Here is a 19,900-nt window from a genome sequence, read left to right on the forward strand (position 1 = left end):
CCACCGGGGCCCCGCCACGGTCGGGCCGACGCGTGTCGGCCCAGAAACGTGGCGTAACCGGCTAATGGTCTTGGTTGTTGGGTTTGACCCTGATGGGGACGGTCGGGGCCTCTGACGCTGCGGACTGGGCCGCGTAGACCCCGCCCGAGGACAGGTCCGGGTGCTCCACCGCCAGGGCCACCGCCACCGCCTCCGTGAGCGGCAGCGCGCTCCCCTCGGCGTACAGCGCGTCGAACCTGCGGTCGCCCAGCAGCGCCCGGGTCCGGGAGTGCTGCTCGGCCCAGTACACCGCGTACGAGCCGGCGGAGCAGCGCAGCCGGCCGCGTTCCGCCTCGGACGCGCCGAACAGCATGGCCGCCGTCTCGGGCAGCCCGCCCAGGTGGCAGCGCACCCCGATCGCGTTCAGGGTCTCCACGGCCCGGGCCCCGAAGCCGTAGGCCATCCGGGACCGCAGCGCGACCTGGAGGTGTTCGTGCGCGGCCACCAGGTCGCCGCGTTCGAGGGCGACGAGGCCGAGCAGCATGTCCACGGTCCGCCGGCCGCGTTCGGCCGGCCGGGCGGCTTCGAGGGGGCGGGCGGAGGCCAGCAGGTTGGCGGACTCGTCGAGTTCGCCGCGCCGCCAGAGCAGCTGGGCCAGGTAGAAGACCGCGAACAGCGCGTCGGCCTCCACGTCCAGCTCCGCGGCCAGCCGCAGGGTCTCCCAGCAGCTGCGCTCGGCCTCGGCGGTCAGTCCGATGTCGACCAGCGGCGCGCCCCGGCCGGCGAGCACTCGGACGAGCAGGCCCGGGTCGCCGGCCTGGCGCGCGGCAGCCTCGGCCCGCTGGGAGAACCGCAGGGCCTCGGCGAACTCGCCGTCGACCCCGGCGTGCGCGGCGTGCATGTGGTACGCCATCGCCAGCTCCCTGCTGGGCACCGGCGCGTCGGTGGACGTCATCCGCTCGTACAGCCGGTACAGCCAGACCCGGCCCTCCCTGGCCAGCCCGCGCTCGCGCCACCACTGGTCGAGCGCGCCGGCCAGCCGCAGGCCCTCGCGGACGTCGCCGCCGGTGGTGCTCCACCGCAGGGCGGCGCGCAGCTCGACGGCGAGCGGGTCGAGGGTGTGCATGGACAGGGTCACCGGGCGGCCCTCGGCGTCGCGGCCGGCGCGTTCGGCGGCGTGCCGGCACCAGGCCACGTGCCGGTCGCGGGCGGCCTCCTCCTCGCCGGCCTGGACGAGTTTGCGCTGCCCGTAGGCCCGGATCGGGTCCAGCATCCTGTACGTGGTGCCCACAGCCGTCGGCTCGGCCTGCACCAGGGACTTGTCCACGAGCACGGCGAGCGGGTCGAGCGGGTCGGCCCCGAGCAGCCACTCGATGGCGTCGAGCTCGACGGGCCCGGCGAACACCGACAGGTACCGCAGCAGCTTCGCCGCCCGGGGTCCCAGCGTCTTGTACGACCAGGACACGGTCGCGCTCAGCGTCTCGTGCCGGTTGGGCGAGTCGCCCGGCCCGGACAGCAGCAGGTCCTCGATCCGCTCGGCGAGCTGGCCGGCGGCGAGCAGCCGGAGCCGGGCCGCGGCGAGTTCGAGGGCCAGTGGCAGGCCGTCGAGCCGGCGGGCCACCCGGTCGAAGTGCGGCATCTCCGCGGGGTCGGCGCGCCGGCCGCCCCGGGCGGCCGTGGCCCGGTCGAGCAGTAACGCTACGGCGTCGGACGGGCCGCCGTCGGCCGGCGCGGTGACCGACAGTGAGGGGATCCGCCACACGGCCTCGCCGGGCAACCCGATCGGTTCCCGGCTGGTGGCCAGCACGGTCAGGCCGGGGCAGCCGGCGAGCATCCGGGTGATCAGCGGGGCGAGCGAGGACAGCTGGTGGTCGCAGGTGTCGAGGACCAGCAGGCACTTGCGGCGGGCGGCGTGTTCGACCAGGGTGTCCGGCATCGGCCGGCCCGGCTCGGGGCGCAGGCCGAACGCCCCGGCCACGCCGACGGCGATCAGGGCCGGGTCGGTGACGGAGGCGAGGTCGGCGAACCAGACCCCGTCGGGGTAGGAGTCAACCAGTTCCGTGGCCACGGCGACCGCGAGCCTGCTCTTGCCGGCCCCGCCGGCTCCCACCACGGTGACCAGCCGCTGTTCACCGATGAGCTGGCGGAGTTTCACCTGCTCGTCGACCCGGCCGATGAAGCTGGTCGGAGCCGCGGGCAGGTTGTGCGGGGTGGCGTCCATGGTCCTCGGGCGGGGGAAGCGACTCTCGAGGCCGGGGGCGACGAGCTGGAAGAGGCGTTCGCGGTCGTCGAAGTCGCGCAGGCGGTGCAGCCCGAGGTCCATCAGGGACAGACCCTCCGGCAGCTCCTCGACCCGGCGGGCGGTGGAGGCCGAGCAGAGCACCTGGCCACCGTGGGCCGCCGCGGCGACCCGGGCCGCGCGGTGCACCTCGTAGGTGGCGTACTCGCCGGCGTGCGGCACCGCGTACCCGGTGTGCAGTCCCATCCGGACCCGGGGCCGGGCGGCCGGCGTGGGCCAGGTGTGTCCGGCCAGGGCCCGCTGGGCGGTGACGCAGGCGGTCAGCGCGGCGGTCGCGTCGGCGAAAGCGACGAAAAAGGAGTCACCCTCTGTGAGTAGTTCTGCGCCATCGCAGTCACTGAAAGTGAGCCGCATCAGTTTTCGGTGGTCATTGAGGACAGGCCGGTACCCATCACCGAGTAGCTGGGCGAGCCGAGTCGACCCCTCGATATCGGTGAAGAGGAACGTCACCTGTCCGCTCGGCAGGTGGAAACGTGCCGCCAAGCCCTTGACCTCCGCCCATGCGAGTGGACTCATGGTGCCGCATCCCCACAAGTCTTCGCATCGGGAGAACGGTTGGTCGATATGTCGATCACCGGGCCCGGAGGGGAGAGCGGTCGGAATCCGTCGCTGTGTTCGCGCTATGACGCCTGGGGCAACGAGGTTACGCCGCCCTGGTTGCGGGTGGAAGACGAATCTTGATCTTTTTCCCGTGAATGGGCGATACTCGGGTTCGTGTTGCGCCGAGTGCCTTATTCCATCGCCCATGCCGCGTGCTGGGCTGCGATGAAAGTGTACGGCTGGGTGGGCGCTCCCCGGCTGAGGTTGGCGGTGACCAGCCTCTTCGGGACCGTGGTGTTGATCTCCGTGCTGATAGCGGGAAATTTTCTTTTGCCGACGGGTAAACCGGCGGTGGCCGAGGGATTGCCGGAACCGCAGCCCACGGCAATCGAATGGCCGACACCGCAGACCAATCCGACCGGTACTCCGGCCCCCAACCCGTCCACGGCCTCGCTGGCCGCCTGGGCGGCAGCCCTGTCGCCCAAGCTGGACATTCCCGCCGTCGCGATCCAGGCCTACGGCAGCGCCGAGCTCAAGCTCGCCGAGACCCGGCCGAGCTGCCACCTGGCGTGGACGACCCTCGCAGGCCTCGGCTCGATCGAGTCGAACCACGGCCGCACGGCCGGCTCCACGCTGCTGGAGGACGGCCGCACGTCCAAGCCGATCACGGGCATTCCGCTGGACGGCCGCAGCAACACCCAGGTCATCAAGGACACCGACCAGGGCCAGATGGACGGCGACCGGGAGTACGACCGGGCGGTCGGGCCGATGCAGTTCATCCCGTCGACGTGGAAGACCTGGGGCGCCGACGGCAACGCCGACGGGACCATCGACCCGAGCAACATCTTCGACGCGGCCCTCGCGGCGGCGAACTACATGTGCTCCGGCACCCGGGACCTGAGCAACCCGGCGGACTGGCAGAGTGCGGTGCTCTCGTACAACGCCGTGCAGATCTACCTGCGCGATGTCTTCGCCAAGGCCGATGATTACGGCAAGCGGAGTCGCGGACGGTAATCATGTGGACACAAGCGGTACATTATTTCTCTGTTCGAGGTATCGCGTTCACCGCCGATGTCGGGTAAGCAAAGAGAGTGCACGTACGCGAATGGAATCCAGCCACGGCCCCAGGCAGTGACCTGGAGGCCTGGCGTCTGCTGTACAACGAGATGCTGGCCGCCGACATGCCCGGCGAACCCCACTGGCGGGCGGACAACCTCCGCGCCTACATGGCCGTCACCATGCCCGACGAGAACCGGGGCGACTGGTTCGCCGAGTACGACGGCCGGGTCGTCGGGGTCGCGGATCTGCTGCTGCTCGACGACCTCGGCGTCGTCGAGGTGTACGTCAGCCCGGACCACCGGCGCAGGGGCGTGGCGCGCACCCTGCTGGCCGAGGCCGTCCGCCGGGCCCACGAGTCCGGCCGGACAGTCCTGGGGGCGGAGGTGGCCGCTGGGACGCCCGCGACGGCCTTCTACCAGGCGTACGGCTTCCAGCTCACCTGTGTGGAGCAACGCAACCTGCTCGACCTGGCCACGGTGGACTGGGGCCGGCTCCGCGAGCACGCGACCAGGACCGGCTCCGGCTACCGGATCGAGTACTTCCCCGGCGGGCCGCCCGCCGAGCTGCTGAACGCCTACGCGACCGCCAAGCAGGTCGTGCAGGGGGACTGGGAGCTGCACCCCAGCTCGTACTCGCCGGACCGGCTGGCACACAGCCTCGCGACCCTGCACGCCCGGGGGCTCACCCCGCACGTGGTGTGCGCGGTGCACAGCCGGACCGGGGCGATCGCCGGGCTGACCGAGGTGGTCGCGTCGGCGCTGCACCCGGAGCGGGCCGACCAGTACGACACCGTGGTTGTCCCGGCGCACCGGGGCTACGGGCTGGGCCTGGCGATGAAGGCCCGGATGCTCCTCGAACTCCGCGACGCGGTGCCGGACCTGCGCGACGTGCAGACCTGGCAGTCGATGGAGAACGAGCCGATGGCCAGGGTCAACGCCGAGCTCGGTTTCGTGGCGGACCGCGAGTGGCACGAGTACGAGGCGAGCGTCCCTGCCCTGGCGGCCCAGCTGGGGATCTGAGGGCGATTCCCGACAAATTTATCGATGCCCCGGGGCCCGGGAAGGTGAACTTCGACACTCTGTAGAGGGTGAAGTCGATCTTCCCGAGGGCTCTGCCAGAATTACCAGATTGTGAAGCAGTATCCGGCCGACGCACCGGCCTCCCAGGAGCTCTTCGACCGCGCCCAGGCCATCGTGCCCGGCGGGGTCAACTCGCCCGTGCGCGCCTTCAAGTCGGTCGGCGGCACCCCCAGGTTCATGGTCCGCGGCGAGGGTTGCCGCATGTACGATGCCGACGACCGTGGGTACGTCGACCTCGTCTGCTCGTGGGGCCCGCTGCTGCTGGGCCACGCGCACCCGGAGGTCGTGGCGGCGATCCAGGACGCCGCGACCCGGGGTACCAGCTTCGGCACCCCGACGCCGGGGGAGGTGGCGCTGGCGGAGGAGCTGGTGGCGCGTACCCCGATGGAGCAGGTCCGTCTGGTCAGCTCCGGCACTGAGGCGACGATGTCCGCCCTGCGGCTGGCGCGCGGGTTCACCGGTCGCTCGAAGATCATCAAGTTCGCCGGCTGCTACCACGGCCACTCGGACGGGCTGCTCGCCGCCGCGGGTTCCGGGGTGGCCACGTTCGCGCTGCCGGACTCGCCGGGCGTGCCCGCGACGATGGCCGGCGAGACGATCGTGCTGCCCTACAACGACGTCGAGGCGGTGCGCGCGGCCTTCGCGGCGCACCCCGGCGAGATCGCGGCGATCATCACCGAGGCCGCGGCCGGGAACATGGGGGTCGTCGCGCCCCGGGACGGGTTCAACGCCCGGATCGCGGCGATCGCGCACGCCGAGGGCGCGCTGCTGATCTCCGACGAGGTGATGACCGGTTTCCGGGTGTCCCGCAGCGGCTGGGAGGGCGTGGAGGCCACCGGCGCGGACCTGTTCACCTACGGCAAGGTCATGGGCGGCGGCCTGCCGGCGGCGGCGTTCGGCGGCCGGGCCGACGTGATGGCGATGCTGGCCCCGGCCGGCCCCGTCTACCAGGCCGGCACCCTGTCCGGAAACCCCCTGGCCTGCGCCGCCGGCCTGGCCACCCTGCGCCTGGCGACCGACGAGGTCTACGCCGCCCTCGATCGGAACTCCGCGTTCATCCAGGCCGAGGCCACCGCGGCCCTGGAGAAGGCCGGCGTCCCGCACCGGCTGTCCACGGCCGGCAACATGTTCTCGATCTTCTTCACCGACACCGACGTGTCCGACTACGAATCGGCCAAGGTCCAGAACGTCGATGCCTTCCGGGCGTTCTTCCATGGCATGCTGTCGCGCGGCGTCTACCTGCCGCCGAGCGCCTATGAGGCGTGGTTCGTGTCCGCTGCTCTCGACGAGGAGGCGCAGGAGACGATCGCCGCCGCGCTGCCGTACGCCGCGAGAGAGGCGGGTGCCGCATGAGCGGGACCGAGACGATCGTGCACGTGCTCCGGCACGGCGAGGTGCACAACCCGGACAAGATCCTCTACGGCCGGCTGCCGGGCTTCCGGCTGTCCGAGCTGGGGATCCGGATGGCCGAGGCCGCCGCGGAGTACCTCGCGCCGCGGGACGTCACCCATGTGGTGTCCAGTCCCCTGGAGCGCGCGGTCCAGACGGCCGAGCCGATCGCCGGGAAGTTCGGGCTGGACATCGCCCGGGACGAGCGGCTGCTGGAGAGCACGAACTACTTCGAGGGCAAGCGGGTCAGCGTCGGTGACGGCGCGCTGCGGTCGCCGCGGAACTGGCACGTGCTGTGGAACCCGTTCCGGCCGTCGTGGGGCGAGCCGTACACGGAGATCGCCGAGCGGATGTACGCCGCGTTGCTCGACGCGCGCGCGGCGGCCGAGGGCCACGAGGCCGTGTGCGTGTCGCACCAGCTGCCGATCTGGACCCTGCGCCGGTACGCCCAGCACGAGAAGCTCTGGCACGACCCGCGCAAGCGTGAGTGCGGGCTGGCCAGCCTGACCAGTTTCCGGTTCGCGGGCACGTCGCTGATCGGCGTCAAGTACGCCGAGCCGGCCGCGCACCTCGTCGCGCTGTCCCCGACAGCGAAGAAGGCCAAGGGGGCCTAGATGAGACGGGCCGTCGTGGCGCTGGTGGCCGTGCTGGCGCTGGCCGGTTGCCAGGGCGGCAAGGGGTCACCTGATGTCACCAACGAGCAACGCTACGTCGCGGGTGACGGTACCTCCCAGCTGTTCGAACCGGGGCAGCGGAAGAAGTCGCCGACGGTCTCCGGCACCCTCCTGGACGGCGCGAAGTTCACCCTGGCCACCGGCAAGGTGACCGTGATCAACTTCTGGGCGTCCTGGTGCGCCCCGTGCCGCACCGAGGCCGACGACCTCGAGGACGTGTACCAGGCCAGCAAGGGCAAGGGCGTCGAGTTCCTCGGCATCGACTTCCGGGACGGCCAGGACGCCGCGCGCAGCTTCGCCGACGGCCGGATGACCTACCCGAGCCTGTTCGACCCGGCCGGCAAGGTCGCGCTGAGCTTCCGGGACGTGCCGCCGAACACCATCCCGGCCACGATCGTCCTGGACAAGCAGGGCCGGGTCGCCGCCGTGATCCGCAAGCCGATCGAACGCGACGAGCTGCAGAAGATCGTCGACCCGATCGCGGCGGAGCAGTAGCCGTGGGGGCGAAGCTCGCGAACATCGCCAGTACCGGGCCGCTGATGCTCGCGGTGCTGGTCGCGGCGCTCGCCGGCCTGGTCAGCTTCCTGTCCCCGTGCATCCTGCCGCTCGTGCCCGGCTACCTGTCCTATGTCACCGGCCTGGCCGGCGCGGACCTCGACGCCGGCGGCCGCCAGGCCCGGGCCCGGATGCTCACCGGGGCCACCCTCTTCGTGGCCGGGTTCACGGTCGTGTTCGTCGCGACGGGTACGGCGTTCGCCGGCCTCGGCCGCGCCCTGCTCGAACACCAGCGGGTCGTCGAGATCGTCACCGGGATCCTGATCGTGATCCTCGGGCTGAGCTTCGCCGGGCTGGTGCCGGGGCTCCAGCGCGAGTTCCGGCTGCACAGGATGCCCGCGGTGGGGCTGGCCGGCGCGCCCTTCCTCGGCGCGGTGTTCGCCCTCGGCTGGGTGCCGTGCGTCGGCCCGACGCTGGGCGCCGTGCTCGGCCTGGCGGCGGCGGAGGGCTCGGTGGGCCGCGGCGCACTGCTGTCCGTGGCGTACTGCGCGGGGCTCGGGATCCCGTTCCTGCTGTTCAGCCTGGGGCTGCGGAGCGTGATGGGACTGCTGGGGTTCGTCCGCCGGCACAGCCGGTGGGTGACCAGGATCGGCGGGGCCCTGCTGGTGATCGTCGGGTTGGCGCTGGCCACCGGCGTGTGGGGCGAGTTCCTGAACTGGCTGCGCGCGACGGTCGGGCCGGGGAGCGTGGGGATCTGATGGCGGCCCAGGACAGTCGAGCCACGGAGGCCAGGCCCGGCCCGGGCGCCGGCCCGCTGGCGCTGCTGCGCAACGCGTGGCGGCAGCTCACCAGCATGCGGACGGCGCTCATGCTGCTGTTCCTGCTCGCCGTGGCCGCGGTGCCCGGCTCGCTGCTGCCCCAGCGCGCCGTCGCGCTCGAGAAGGTCGGCGACTACCTGCGCGCCCACCCGGACTCCGGCCCCTGGCTGGACCGGTTCTACCTCTTCGACGTCTACTCCTCGCCCTGGTTCGCCGCCATCTACCTGCTGCTGTTCACCTCGCTGATCGGCTGCATCCTGCCGAGGCTGCGCGCCCAGGCGGAGTCCCTGCTCCGGCCGCCGCCCGCCGCGCCGTCCCGGCTCGACCGGCTGCCCGTGTCCCTGTCGCACCCCTCGTCGCGCTCGGTGCAGGACGTGGCCGCCGTGCTGCGCCGGGCCCGGTTCCGGGTGGCCGTGCGCGACGGGGCGGTCAGCGCCGAGAAGGGCTACCTGCGAGAGACCGGCAACCTGCTCTTCCACACCGCGCTGATCGTGCTCCTCGTCGGGGTGGCCCTGGGCTCCTGGTACGGCTGGCACGGCAACCGGATCGTGGTCGAGGGTCCCGAGGGCGAGTTCTGCAACACCCTCCAGCAGTACGACGAGTACGCGCTGGGCCCGCGCCTCGGGGCCGAGGACCTGCCGCCCTTCTGCGTGCGGCTCGACACCTTCCACGCCGGCTACCTGGACAACGGGCAGCCACTGTCGTTCTCGGCTGACGTGACGTACACGGAGAATGGTCCCGAGAAGAAGAAGTCCCTGGCCGTGAACAGCCCCCTGCGGCTGCACGGCGCGAACGTCTACCTTCTCGGCCATGGCTACGCCCCGGTGCTGGAGTACACCGACCGCTTCGGCCGCAGGCAGACCACCACGGCGGTGTTCCTGCCCCAGGACGGCATGCTGACCAGCTCCGGGGTCGCGATCTTCCCGGACGCCAACCTCGACCCGGCCACCGGCCGGCGCGATCCGTCCCAGCAGCTCGGTTTCCAGGGCGTCTACCTGCCGACCGTGCCCGACAACGTCTCCGACGGCAGCTCCAAGCACCCGGAGGAGAGGAACCCGGCGCTGATGCTGGTCGCCTACCAGGGCAACCTCGGCGTCGACAACGGCATCCCCCGCTCGGTGTACTCGCTGGACAAGGCCCAGATCGACGCCGGCCGGCTGAAGAAGCTCGGCGAACCGCACATGCTGCTCAAGGGCGGCGAACCGTGGAAGCTGGCCGACGGCTCCTCGATCCGGTTCCTCGGCACGAAGAAGTGGGCCACGGTCTCCGTCCGCAACGACCCGGGCGAGCCGGTCATGCTGGCTGGTGCGGTGCTGCTGCTCCTCGGGCTGCTGCCGTCGCTGGCCCTGCGCCGCCGCCGGGTGTTCGTCCGGGTGACCGACGGGGTGCTGACGGCGGGCGCGCTCGCCAAGAACGAATATCCGGGGCTCGCCGAAGAACTCGAGCTGCTGATGGAGGAGAAGTGATGGCCGCCCTGTCCGACCAGTTGCTGACCGTGACGATCCTGCTGTACACGCTGGCGATGCTCGGCTACGCCGTGGAGTACGCGTTCGGGATCCGGGGCGTGGTCGCCACCTCGGCCGTCCGCGAGCCGGCGCTGATCGGCGGCCCGTCCGGCTACGCGCCCTCGGCCGGCGAGGAGCCGTGGGGCTCCCCGGACGACCCGGCCGGCTATGTCTCTCCGGCCGATCCCGGCCCGACCGGTGTCGCAGACCGCCCCGGTCGCGCCTCCGTCGCCGGCAAGGTCGCCGTCGCCCTGACCGTCGCCGGCGTCCTCGCCCACATCGCCTCCGTCGTCCTGCGCGGCGTCGACGCGCACCGGATGCCCCTGGGCAACATGTACGAGTTCGTCGTCTTCGGCTGCCTGGTCGCCATGGCCATCTGGTCGGGCATCGCCATCCGCAGGCCGGCGCTGCGCCCCCTGGGCCTGTTCGCCTCGCTGATCATCGTGCTGCTGCTGGGCATCGCGGCCACGACGCTGTACGTGAAGGTCACCCCGCTGGTTCCCGCACTGAACTCCTACTGGCTGGCCATCCACGTCACGGCCGCCTCGATCTCCTCCGGCGTGTTCATGGTCGGCTTCGTGCCGGCGGCGATGTTCCTGATCCGCCGCCGCTGGGAGCAGACCGGCAGCCAGAGCTTCCCGGTCTCCCTGGGCGCGAGGATGCCGGCCTCCGACACCCTCGAACGGCTCACCTTCCGGATCCACGTGTTCGCGTTCCCGATCTGGACGTTCGCCGGGATCTCCGGCGCGATCTGGGCCGAGGCCGCCTGGGGCCGCTACTGGGGCTGGGACCCCAAGGAGACCTGGCTCTTCATCTCCTGGGTGGTCTACGCGATGTACCTGCACGCCCGGGCCACCCCGAGCATCCGCCGGACGACCGTCACGTGGATCGCGGTCCTCGGCTGGGTGACGATGCTGGTCAACCTGTTCGGCATCAATCTGGTCGTCTCGGGCCTGCACTCCTACGCGGGCGTCTGAAAAACCCCAAAAATCAGACGGTTACGGCGAGGCCCGCCCGCCAGCGTCGGCGCGACGGCCGGGCGCTGGCGGCACCGCGCGGTCGTCCGCCACAGTAGGAGCCACCAGCGCGGGGCGGCAGGTGCTGGGCTGGGATACTGGCGCGCATGGGCTTTCCGTACACCGATCTCAAGGACTTCCTCCGGGCGCTGGAGAAGGCCGGTGAGCTGGTCCGGATCAGCGCACCCGTGGACCCCGACCTGGAGATCAGCGAGATCGTCCAGCGCGTCGTGAAGGCGAAGGGGCCGGCGCTGCTGTTCGAGCGGCCGACCCGGGGCGACATGCCGCTGGCCATCAACATCTTCGGCACCGAGAAGCGGATGGCGATGGCCCTCGGCGTCGAGCGGCTGGACGAGATCGGCGAGAAGATCGGCGCGCTGCTCAAGCCGGAGCTGCCGCAGGGCTGGTCGGGCATCAAGGACGGCATCTCCAAGGTGATGCAGCTCAAGAGCGTGCCGCCGAAGAAGGTGAAGACCGCGCCCTGCCAGGAGCTGGTGATGAAGGGCGACGAGGTCGACCTGAACCGGCTCCCTGCCCTGCAGACCTGGCCCGACGACGGCGGCGTGTTCCACAACTTCGGACTCACGCACACCAAGCACCCGGAGACGGGCAAGCGCAACCTGGGCCTCTACCGGCTTCAGCAGCACTCGAAGAACAGCCTCGGCATGCACTGGCAGATCCACAAGGACTCCACGGCGCACCACGCTGTCGCGGAGCGCCTCGGGCAGCGGCTGCCGGTGGCCGTCGCGATCGGCTGCGACCCCGTGGTCACCTACGCGGCGACGGCCCCGCTGCCGAGCGACATCGACGAGTACCTGTTCGCCGGGTTCCTGCGCGGCGAGCGGGTCGAGATGGTCGACTGCCTCACCGTGCCGTTGCAGGTGCCGGCTCAGGCCCAGATCATCATCGAGGGGTACGTCGAGCCCGGCGAGCGCCTCCCCGAGGGCCCCTTCGGCGACCACACGGGCTTCTACACCCCGGTGGAGCCGTTCCCGGTCCTGCACGTCACCGCCATCACCATGCAGCGCGAGCCGGTCTACCACACGATCGTGACGTCGAAGCCCCCGCAGGAGGACGGCCCGATCGGCAAGGCCACCGAGCGGATCTTCCTGCCGCTGCTCAAGCTCGTGGTGCCCGACATCCACGACTACGACATGCCCGAGCCGGGCGTGTTCCACAACTGTGTGATCGTGTCGATCAAGAAGCGGTACCCGAAGCACGCCCAGAAGGTGATGAACGCCATCTGGGGCGCGCACCTGATGTCCCTGACCAAGCTGATCGTGATCGTGGACGACGACTGCGACGTGCACGACTACAACGAGGTCGCGTTCCGCGCCTTCGGCAACGTCGACTACTCCCGGGACCTGCTGCTCACCGAGGGCCCGGTGGACCACCTGGACCACGGCTCCTACAACCAGTTCTACGGCGGCAAGGTCGGCATCGACGCGACCCGCAAACTGCCCTCCGAGGGGTACCACCGGGGCTGGCCGGACGAGCTCGTCATGTCGCCGGACGTGGTGGAGAAGGTCAGCGCGCGCTGGAAGGAATACGGCCTGTGAGCACCGTGGCGACGAGGTCCCGGGACTTCCTCCGGCTCGTGCGGATCGAGCACTCGGTGTTCGCGCTGCCGTTCGCGTACCTGGCCGCGCTCACCGCGATGACCCGGCACGGCGGACACGTGCGGTGGCTGACGCTGCTGATCGTCACGGTGGCCATGGTCGGCGCGCGGACGTTCGCGATGGCCGCCAACCGGATCATCGACCGGCACATCGACGCGCAGAACCCGCGGACCGCCGAGCGTGAGCTGGTCACGGGCGCGCTCTCGGTCCGCACGGCGTGGATCGGCGCGCTGGTCGCGCTCGTGGTGTTCCTCGGCGCGGCGCTGCTGCTCAACCCGCTGTGCGCCCTGCTGTCCCCGCTGGCCGTCGCCCCCCTGATCATCTACCCGTACGCCAAGCGGTTCACCGACTTCCCGCAGGGCGTGCTCGCGATCGCCCAGATGGTGGGACCGGCCGGCGGCTGGCTCGCGGTCACCGGCAGCTTCGACGGCTTCGGCCCGGCGTTCGTCCTGAGTGTCGGGGTCGGACTGTGGATCGGCGGCTTCGACCTGATCTACGCCTCGCAGGATGCCGAGGTGGACCGGGTGATCGGGGTGCGCTCGGTGCCGGCCCGGTTCGGGGTGCGTGCGGCACTGCACGCGTCGTCTGTCGTACACCTGCTTGCGTTTGGTCTGTTTGTATGGTTTGGGCAGTGGGCCGGCTTCGGCTGGTTGTGGTGGATCGGGCTGGCCCTGACCGCCGCGTCCTTCGTCTACCAGCACGCCATCGTCAAGCCCGACGACCTTTCCCGGGCGAACCGGGCGTTCTTCACCGCAAATGGATTCGTCGGGATCGCCCTGTTTGTCTTCGCGCTCGCCGATCTGGTTTTTCTCCAGCATCTGCGGGGTTAATTCACTCACGTGCCGGGTAGTGACACACTGGGAGTTCGCCCCTAGAAGGAGGCGCCATGCTCAGGTACCCGAACGAGCCCCTAGACATGTGGGCTGAAGACGAAGAGCTGGAATCCGCCGACACCGCGGAGGATGCCGGGGACGGCTAGGCCGGATGCTGCGGTCGCCCCTCCCACTTGGTGGAGAGGGCGATCGTGGTCCGGGTCCGCGACACCCCGGAGATCCGGTTCATCCGGGCGATGAGCTGCTCCAACTGTGAGATCGTGCCCACCCGTGCCTTGCAGAGGAACGACTCCTCGCCGGCCATGAAGTAGCACGACTCGATCTCCGGCAACTCGTGCAGCGCCGCGGCGATCTCCTCGATCTCGCCCTCGTTCGTGATGATGCCGATCAGTGCCGTCACCCCCAGGCCGATCGCGTCCGGGTTCACCGCCGCCTGGTAGCCGAGGAGCACACCGCTCGACTCCAGCTTGCCCACCCGCTCGTGCACGGCCGGCGCGGACAGCCCCACCTGCCGGGCCAGCTCGGCGTACGACAGCCGGGCGTTGATGCGGAGAAGCTGGACGAGTTGGCGGTCGATGGCATCCACACCGCAGACCATATCCGGAGGGTGGCAAGGTACTCCAAAAACCACCCAGATAAGTGCTCTTTTGTTGTTTCCGGGATGAGCACCCAACGACGGTGCTCTAATGGTCAGTACGTCCATTGCGACGTAAGGGGGGGTTGTGGACACAGGCGATCGTCTATTGACGCCGGGCGAGGTGGCGGCACTGTTCCGCGTCGACCCGAAGACTGTCACCCGATGGGCAGCGGCGGGGCGGATCGGAAGCATCCGGACGCCCGGCGGCCACCGGAGGTTCCGGGAGTCTGAGGTCAAGGAGCTGCTGGGTTCCGAGGGGCTGCACGAAGAGCAGCCCGTCGCGGCGACTCCTCCGCCGACGCAGCACCGGCCGCCGCAGCACTAGGCCCGGTCCGGGACGCAGGTCCCACCGGGGCCAGGGTTCGGGCCGCGCACGCGGTCCGGGCGGACACGGACATGCGGCCCGCGGAGGTTGAGCGGGCCGCCGGGTCCCGTTGTGCTTATCGGGCCGAGCCCAGCTCGCCGGCCCAGCGCTGGAACAGGGTGTGCGGCACCCCCACGGCGTCCAGCACCTTCCCGGCCACGAAGTCGACCAGCTGGTCGACCGTCTTCGTCCCGGCGTAGAAGCCCGGGCTGGCCGGCAGGACCACCGCCCCGGCGTCGTGCAGCCGCAGCAGGTGCTCCAGGTGGCTCCTCGACACCGGCGTCTCCCGGGGCACCACAACCACCGGGCGGCGCTCCTTGAGGTTGACGTCCGCCGCGCGTTGCAGCAGGTCCTTGGACAGGCCCAGGGCGATGCCGGCACAGGCTGCCGTGCTGGCCGGGACGACGAGCATGCCCCGGACCGGGTAGCTGCCGCTGCTCGGGCCGGCGGCCAGGTCGCCGGCTGGCCAGTACCGGACGTCGCCGACACCGGGGACTCCGTGGGCCTGGGCGGTCCCGCCGGCCTCGCGGCCCGTGGCGGCCTCCCGGCCCAGCCAGAGGGCCAGGTCCTCCGCCCAGTGCGCGTCACGGAACGCGATCCCCGTCTCGTCGAGGATCGTCAGGCGGGCCGCCCGGGACACGACCAGGTCCACGGGCAGGCCGGCGTCGAGAAGGGCGTTCAGGGTCGCTCTGGCATACGGCGTCCCCGACGCTCCGGAGATCCCGACCACCCACGGCACACGCTGCATCCCCCCAGCCTGCCAGGGCGGCACCCGCCCGCCACGGCCAGCCCGCACGATCTTCACCACAGAGGGAACAAGTACCCCGAACTTGTTCCCTCTGCGGTACCCCCGCGCAGCTCAGAGGTAGCCTCCAGGCATGGAGCAGCTGGATCGGCGTTGTGACGACACGCGCGCGTGGGTGACCGAGGCGATCAGGAAGGTGGCCGCCGACGCCAACCGTTCGGCCGACACCCACCTGCTGCCGTTCCCGCTGCCCCCGGAGTGGGGCATCGACCTCTACCTGAAGGACGAGTCGGTGCACCCCACCGGCTCGCTCAAGCACCGCCTGGCCAGGTCGCTGTTCCTCTACGCGCTGTGCAACGGCTGGATCGGCCCCCGTACCACGATCGTGGAGGCGTCCTCGGGCTCGACGGCGGTGTCGGAGGCGTACTTCGCCCGGATGCTCGGCCTGCCCTTCGTCGCGGTCATGCCGGCGTCCACCTCGCCGGAGAAGTGCGCGCTGATCGAGTTCAACGGCGGCAGATGCCATCTGGTGGACGACCCGGCCAAGGTCGTCGTCGAGGCGCGCTGGCTCGCCGACGACATCAAGGGCCACTTCATGGACCAGTTCACGTACGCGGAACGGGCCACCGACTGGCGCGGGAACAACAACATCGCCGAGTCGATCCACGACCAGCTCAAGCTCGAACGGCACCCCATCCCGGCGTGGATCGTCGTCGGGGCCGGCACCGGCGGCACGAGCGCCACGATCGGACGTTACCTGCGCTACCAGCAGCACTGCACCAAGCTCGCCGTCGTCGACCCGGAGAACTCCGCCTTCTACGCCGCCTGGAAGGCCTTGGACTACACCGTCAACACGGGCATGGGCTCGCGGATCGAGGGCATCGGCCGGCCGACCGTCGAGGCGTCGTTCATGCCGACGGTGGTCGACCGGATGATCTCCGTACCCGACGCGGCGTCGCTGGCGGCGATGCGGCGCGCCTCGGAGTTGCTGGGGCGGAAGGTGGGCGGGTCCACCGGTACCAATCTGTGGGGGGTGTTCGGTCTCATCAGCGAGATGCTGGCGGCCGGCGAGCGGGGCTCCATCGTCACGCTGCTCTGCGACGGCGGAGAGCGCTATGTGGACACCTACTACTCCGACGAGTGGGTGCGCGCGCAGAACATGGACCTCGCCCCGCACCTCGCGCGGATCGACGGCTTCCTGAAGACCGGCACCCTCTGACCCTGGGTGCCTGCATCATCGCCCTGAGCTGAGGGGCAAAATTCCCTGCAACCTTTCCCTACGCTGCCGTGTGTTGGTGGTGCACGGCCCGGACCGCCCGGGGCGTCGGGGGAGGAAGCAGCGTGATCGCGGTGCGGGAAGTGTCGGGAACCGCCGAGGTGCAAGGGCCACCCGGTCGGTTCGAGGAGTTCTACGCTGCACATTTTCACGGTCTGACCGTGCAGCTGTTCGCGTACACGAACGATCTGGGTCAGGCCCAGGACGTCGTGCAGGAAGCGTTCTGCCGGGCGTTGGCCCGCTGGAACAAGATCTCGAAGTACGAGGACCCCGTCGCCTGGGTCCGCAGGGTCGCGTGGAACCTGGCGACCAACAAGTTCCGCCGGGCCCAGGTGGCCATGGCCTTCCTGCGCAAGCAGCGGGAGGAACGCGTCGAGGGCCCGTCCCCGGACCGGGTCGCCCTCGCCGCCGCGCTGGCCACCCTGCCGGAGAACCACCGCCGCGCGGTCATCCTGCATCACCTCGCCGACCTGCCGATCGCGGAGATCGCCGCGCAGGAGAACGTCGCGGAAGGCACCGTCAAGTCCTGGCTCAGCCGCGGTCGTACCGCGCTGGCCACCCAGCTGAAGGAGAAGCGCAATGTCTGAGTTCGACGACCTCGACATGATCAACGGTGCGTTCGCGGAATTGCGGAACGAGACCATGCCGTTCGTGAAGCCGGCCGGCACGGCCAGCGCACACGCCACGGTGCGGCACCAGAAGAAGGTAAGGGCGATCACGGTCGGGGTGTTCACAGTCCTCGCCCTCGTCGTCCCGGTGGCGGCCATCGCCTCCATGAACCCGTCGAACGCGCCCCCGACCGTCGCGGGGGCGAGCGAGTCGCCGACGCCCTCGCCGTCGGCCAGCCCGACGCGGAGCACGCCGGCCGCCGCCCCGGTGACCGCCGCCGAACTGGCCAACGCCAACCTGGACGTGCCGGGCATGTACAAGTGCGACGGTCCGGCTGTGGGCAAGCACCAGTTCACCGACGGCAGGAGCGAGCTCCCGCAGGACGTCCGCGAGAAGGTACTCGCCAGCCACCTGCAGCTCATGAAGATCGCTCCGGTCGACGTGGACAGGGACGGTGTGCCTGAGCTGGCCGCCCTGATCCGGTGTGAGGCCCAGGACGGGCCGGGCTACCAGGTGGCGGTCTTCGGCCGGGACGGCGTCGACGGCATCCGGACCCTCGGCCAGGTGCTCGGCCTCAAGGGCTTCTCCGACAACTACCCGGCGGGAGTGCCGGGCATCCGGGACATCGCCGCCGGTGATGGCGTGGTCAAGGTGCAGGTCGCGGACCTCGACTACGAGTGCGCCGGCTGCAACCAGTACAAGGACATCGCGCAGTTGCAGTGGCGGGAGTTCGGCTGGAACGGCCAGAAGTTCACCCAGACCGGTGGCCCCAGCACGTTCGAGCGCAACGAGTACCGGGCCAACACCGCGGTGACGGCCTCCGAGGTGGTGTTCGGTTCGATCGCTGGCGGCTACGCGCACGGCACGCTGACCGTGACCGTGCGCAACAAGGCCGCCCGACAGGTCGACGTCCTGTTGGTGAGCCTGTTCATGCCGGCGGACACCAGGGTCGAGGGCACGCTGCCGGCCGGCTGCACGGTCGAGGGCCAGCCGGGGATCGACCCGTCGTGCACGCTGGGCTCGCTCGCGCCTGGTGCCACGAAGACTCTGGTGTTCCGGCTCAAGACCACGCGACTGTCCGCCGACGCACCCATGGTTGAGACGTTCCGCTCTGCGCCCTTCGTCCTCGTGCAGGCGACCGAGGCCGGTCAGACCGGCGAACTGCCGAATGACGGGCAGGGACGGGTCGACTTCAAGATCTCCTGGAAGTAGGCCGCGGAACGAGAAAGGCCCGACACCGGCGACGGTGTCGGGCCTTTCCTCATCTGGTACTAGCGGGGCGCGCTGTCCCGCGAGCCACGGTAGCCACCCTCACGGGGGGCGGCGTCGCGGTAGCTGCGCGGGGCGGCGCTGTCCCGGGCGCCACGGTAGCCACCCTCGCGGGGAGCGCTGGAGCCGGCACGGTAACCACCCTCGCGGGGGGCGCTGCTCGCGCCACGGTAACCACCGGTGGACGGGGCGCCACCCTCACGGGAGCCGCGGTAGCCGCCCTCGGAGGAACCGCCCCGGTAGCCGCCACCCTCGGAAGAACCGCGGTAACCGCCCTCGGAACCGCCCCGGTAACCGCCGCCCTCGGAGGAACCGCGATAGCCGCCGCCCTCGCTCGAGCCGCGGTACCCGCCGCGCGGGCCGCCGTCGCGGTAGCCGCCACCCTGCCGGTAGCCGCCGCCCTGCGGGCGACCGCCCCGACGCGGGCGCTCGGCGCGCGGGTCCGGAACAGTGGTCGGCTCGTAGCTGGGAACGCTCGAACCGGTGATCTCGATCAGCTTGGCGTCACCCGGGCGGACCCGGGTCTCGGTCGGCTTGACGCCGGCCTTGTCCATCAGCTGGGTGATGGAGCGACGCTGCTTCGGCAGGCCCAGCGTGACGACCGAACCGGTCTCGCCGGCCCGGGCGGTACGACCCGCGCGGTGCAGGTAGTCCTTCGGGTCGGCCGGCGGGTCGATGTGCACGACGAGCGAGACGTTGTCGACGTGGATGCCGCGGGCCGCGACGTCCGTGGCGACGAGGACGTTGACGACGCCGTCCTTGAACTGCGCGAGCGTCCGGGTCCGCAGACCCTGCGGCTTGCCGCCGTGCAGGCCGACGGCCGGCACCCCGGCGGCGAGGAGCTGGTCGGTGACCCGGTCCACCGCCATCTGGGTACGCACGAACATGATCGTCCGGCCCGCGCGGTTGGCGATCTCGGCGACGATGGAGAACTTCTCCTGCGGCGGAACCAGCAGGATGTGGTGGTCCATGGTGTCGACCGGCTGGCCCTCGGGGATGATCGAGTGGGTGACCGGGCTGTTCATGTAGCCCTTGACCAGCTTGTCCACGTCGCCGTCGAGCGTCGCGGAGAACAGCAGGCGCTGGCCGTCCTTCGGGGTGCGGTCCAGGATCGCCATGACGTCGGCCTGGAAGCCCATGTCACACATCTGGTCGGCCTCGTCCAGGACCGTCATCTCGATCTCCGAGAGGTCACAGACGTTGCGGTCGCACAGGTCGGTCAGACGGCCGGGGGTGGCCACCAGCACCTCGGTGCCCCGGCGCAGGGCGTCGATCTGCCGGTCGTACTTCACGCCGCCGACGGCGGTGTTGACCCGCAGCCGCAGCGAACGGGCCAGCGGCGCGAGCGCGTCGGTGACCTGCATCGCCAGCTCACGGGTCGGAACCAGGATCAGGGCCAGCGGCTTGTGCGCCTTGGCGGACCGGCCGTCGAGCCGGGCCAGGACGGGCAGCCCGAAGGCAAGAGTCTTGCCGGAACCGGTGGAGGCCCGACCAAGAACGTCATAACCGGACAAAGCATCCGGGATCGCCACGTTCTGAATGGCGAAGGGTGCGTCGATGCCACGGGCAGCGAGCGCGGTGATCAGAGAATTGGGCAGGCCAAGCTCAGCGAAGGACAACAGAAACCTTCCGAATACAGGCGCGCCATCCAGAAGGACCCCTGTTACTGCAAGCGCTGGGGTTCCGGGCAGCGCC

General features: G+C 70.6%; 18 protein-coding genes. 14 read left to right on the forward strand and 4 right to left on the reverse strand.

Annotated features, from left to right (window positions below):
• Positions 1 to 61: 61 nt before the first annotated feature.
• A complete protein-coding gene (locus tag IW245_RS30395) occupies positions 62 to 2,761 on the reverse strand; it encodes an ATP-binding protein (protein WP_231400447.1) in 2,700 nt (899 codons plus the stop codon).
• 408 nt (positions 2,762 to 3,169) lie between these two features.
• On the opposite strand from IW245_RS30395, the gene IW245_RS41090 reads away from it, so the two are divergent.
• From IW245_RS41090 to mqnP, 10 genes are all read left to right on the forward strand, one after another.
• On the forward strand, positions 3,170 to 3,832 hold the full coding sequence (locus IW245_RS41090) for a lytic transglycosylase domain-containing protein (RefSeq protein WP_233472805.1): 663 nt from the start codon (positions 3,170 to 3,172) through the stop codon (positions 3,830 to 3,832).
• 77 nt (positions 3,833 to 3,909) lie between these two features.
• Positions 3,910 to 4,896, forward strand: a complete 987-nt coding sequence (locus tag IW245_RS30405; protein WP_233472803.1) for a GNAT family N-acetyltransferase — start codon at positions 3,910 to 3,912, stop codon at positions 4,894 to 4,896.
• A gap of 111 nt (positions 4,897 to 5,007) precedes the next feature.
• Entirely contained in the window at positions 5,008 to 6,309 is a 1,302-nt protein-coding gene (hemL, locus tag IW245_RS30410; RefSeq protein ID WP_197006560.1) for a glutamate-1-semialdehyde 2,1-aminomutase, read from the forward strand.
• Entirely contained in the window at positions 6,306 to 6,959 is a 654-nt protein-coding gene (locus IW245_RS30415) for a histidine phosphatase family protein (protein WP_197006561.1), read from the forward strand. The genes hemL and IW245_RS30415 overlap by 4 nt, the downstream gene beginning before the upstream one ends.
• A complete protein-coding gene (locus IW245_RS30420; protein WP_197006562.1) occupies positions 6,960 to 7,514 on the forward strand; it encodes a TlpA family protein disulfide reductase in 555 nt (184 codons plus the stop codon).
• Positions 7,515 to 7,516: 2 nt separating this feature from the next.
• On the forward strand, positions 7,517 to 8,272 hold the full coding sequence (locus IW245_RS30425) for a cytochrome c biogenesis CcdA family protein (RefSeq protein ID WP_372445271.1): 756 nt from the start codon (positions 7,517 to 7,519) through the stop codon (positions 8,270 to 8,272).
• Complete coding sequence (gene resB / locus IW245_RS30430; RefSeq protein WP_197006563.1) at positions 8,272 to 9,798, forward strand: cytochrome c biogenesis protein ResB; 1,527 nt, start codon at positions 8,272 to 8,274, stop codon at positions 9,796 to 9,798. The genes IW245_RS30425 and resB overlap by 1 nt, the downstream gene beginning before the upstream one ends.
• Complete coding sequence (ccsB, locus tag IW245_RS30435) at positions 9,798 to 10,814, forward strand: c-type cytochrome biogenesis protein CcsB (RefSeq protein WP_197006564.1); 1,017 nt, start codon at positions 9,798 to 9,800, stop codon at positions 10,812 to 10,814. Before resB ends, ccsB begins: the two co-directional genes overlap by 1 nt.
• 137 nt (positions 10,815 to 10,951) lie before the next feature.
• Positions 10,952 to 12,412, forward strand: coding sequence for a menaquinone biosynthesis decarboxylase (locus IW245_RS30440; RefSeq protein ID WP_197008762.1), 1,461 nt, complete (start codon positions 10,952 to 10,954; stop codon positions 12,410 to 12,412).
• Complete coding sequence (gene mqnP, locus IW245_RS30445) at positions 12,400 to 13,302, forward strand: menaquinone biosynthesis prenyltransferase MqnP (RefSeq protein WP_372445317.1); 903 nt, start codon at positions 12,400 to 12,402, stop codon at positions 13,300 to 13,302. The genes IW245_RS30440 and mqnP overlap by 13 nt, the downstream gene beginning before the upstream one ends.
• A 145-nt stretch (positions 13,303 to 13,447) precedes the next feature.
• Here the strand turns inward: mqnP and IW245_RS30450 are convergent, their stop codons facing one another.
• Entirely contained in the window at positions 13,448 to 13,891 is a 444-nt protein-coding gene (locus IW245_RS30450; RefSeq protein ID WP_197006565.1) for an Lrp/AsnC family transcriptional regulator, read from the reverse strand.
• Between the two features lie 136 nt (positions 13,892 to 14,027).
• Here IW245_RS30450 and IW245_RS30455 point away from each other — a divergent pair, with 136 nt between their 5' ends.
• Positions 14,028 to 14,267, forward strand: a complete 240-nt coding sequence (locus IW245_RS30455) for a BldC family transcriptional regulator (RefSeq protein WP_197006566.1) — start codon at positions 14,028 to 14,030, stop codon at positions 14,265 to 14,267.
• A 115-nt stretch (positions 14,268 to 14,382) separates the two neighbouring features.
• Here IW245_RS30455 and IW245_RS30460 read toward each other — a convergent pair whose 3' ends face one another.
• Positions 14,383 to 15,054: a UbiX family flavin prenyltransferase gene (locus IW245_RS30460; RefSeq protein ID WP_197006567.1), complete on the reverse strand. Its 672-nt coding sequence runs from the start codon at positions 15,052 to 15,054 to the stop codon at positions 14,383 to 14,385.
• Positions 15,055 to 15,184: 130 nt separating this feature from the next.
• Between IW245_RS30460 and cds1 the strand changes: the two genes are divergently transcribed.
• The 3 genes from cds1 (at position 15,185) to IW245_RS30475 (ending at position 18,148) form a co-directional block, all read left to right on the forward strand.
• The gene (gene cds1, locus IW245_RS30465; protein ID WP_197006568.1) at positions 15,185 to 16,270 is read left to right on the forward strand and encodes an L-cysteine desulfhydrase Cds1; all 1,086 of its coding nucleotides are present in this window, start codon (positions 15,185 to 15,187) and stop codon (positions 16,268 to 16,270) included.
• 122 nt (positions 16,271 to 16,392) lie between these two features.
• A complete protein-coding gene (locus IW245_RS30470) occupies positions 16,393 to 16,914 on the forward strand; it encodes an RNA polymerase sigma factor (protein ID WP_197006569.1) in 522 nt (173 codons plus the stop codon).
• Positions 16,907 to 18,148, forward strand: coding sequence for a hypothetical protein (locus tag IW245_RS30475; RefSeq protein WP_197006570.1), 1,242 nt, complete (start codon positions 16,907 to 16,909; stop codon positions 18,146 to 18,148). The genes IW245_RS30470 and IW245_RS30475 overlap by 8 nt, the downstream gene beginning before the upstream one ends.
• A 59-nt stretch (positions 18,149 to 18,207) precedes the next feature.
• On the opposite strand, the gene IW245_RS30480 is transcribed toward IW245_RS30475, so the two are convergent.
• Positions 18,208 to 19,824, reverse strand: a complete 1,617-nt coding sequence (locus IW245_RS30480) for a DEAD/DEAH box helicase (RefSeq protein WP_231398992.1) — start codon at positions 19,822 to 19,824, stop codon at positions 18,208 to 18,210.
• Between the last annotated feature and the right edge of the window lie 76 nt (positions 19,825 to 19,900).

The sequence above is a fragment of the Longispora fulva genome, assembly GCF_015751905.1.
Lineage (GTDB): Bacteria > Actinomycetota > Actinomycetes > Mycobacteriales > Micromonosporaceae > Longispora > Longispora fulva.

Excerpts from the sequence above, each read along its gene's own strand:
- ccsB (WP_197006564.1), top strand. The coding sequence starts at position 9,798 with ATGGCCGCCCTGTCCGACCAGTTGCTGACCGTGACGATCCTGCTGTAC.
- IW245_RS30475 (WP_197006570.1), top strand. The coding sequence starts at position 16,907 with ATGTCTGAGTTCGACGACCTCGACATGATCAACGGTGCGTTCGCGGAA.
- IW245_RS30460 (WP_197006567.1), bottom strand. The coding sequence starts at position 15,054 with ATGCAGCGTGTGCCGTGGGTGGTCGGGATCTCCGGAGCGTCGGGGACG.
- IW245_RS30420 (WP_197006562.1), top strand. The coding sequence starts at position 6,960 with ATGAGACGGGCCGTCGTGGCGCTGGTGGCCGTGCTGGCGCTGGCCGGT.
- resB (WP_197006563.1), top strand. The coding sequence starts at position 8,272 with ATGGCGGCCCAGGACAGTCGAGCCACGGAGGCCAGGCCCGGCCCGGGC.
- IW245_RS30415 (WP_197006561.1), top strand. The coding sequence starts at position 6,306 with ATGAGCGGGACCGAGACGATCGTGCACGTGCTCCGGCACGGCGAGGTG.
- cds1 (WP_197006568.1), top strand. The coding sequence starts at position 15,185 with ATGGAGCAGCTGGATCGGCGTTGTGACGACACGCGCGCGTGGGTGACC.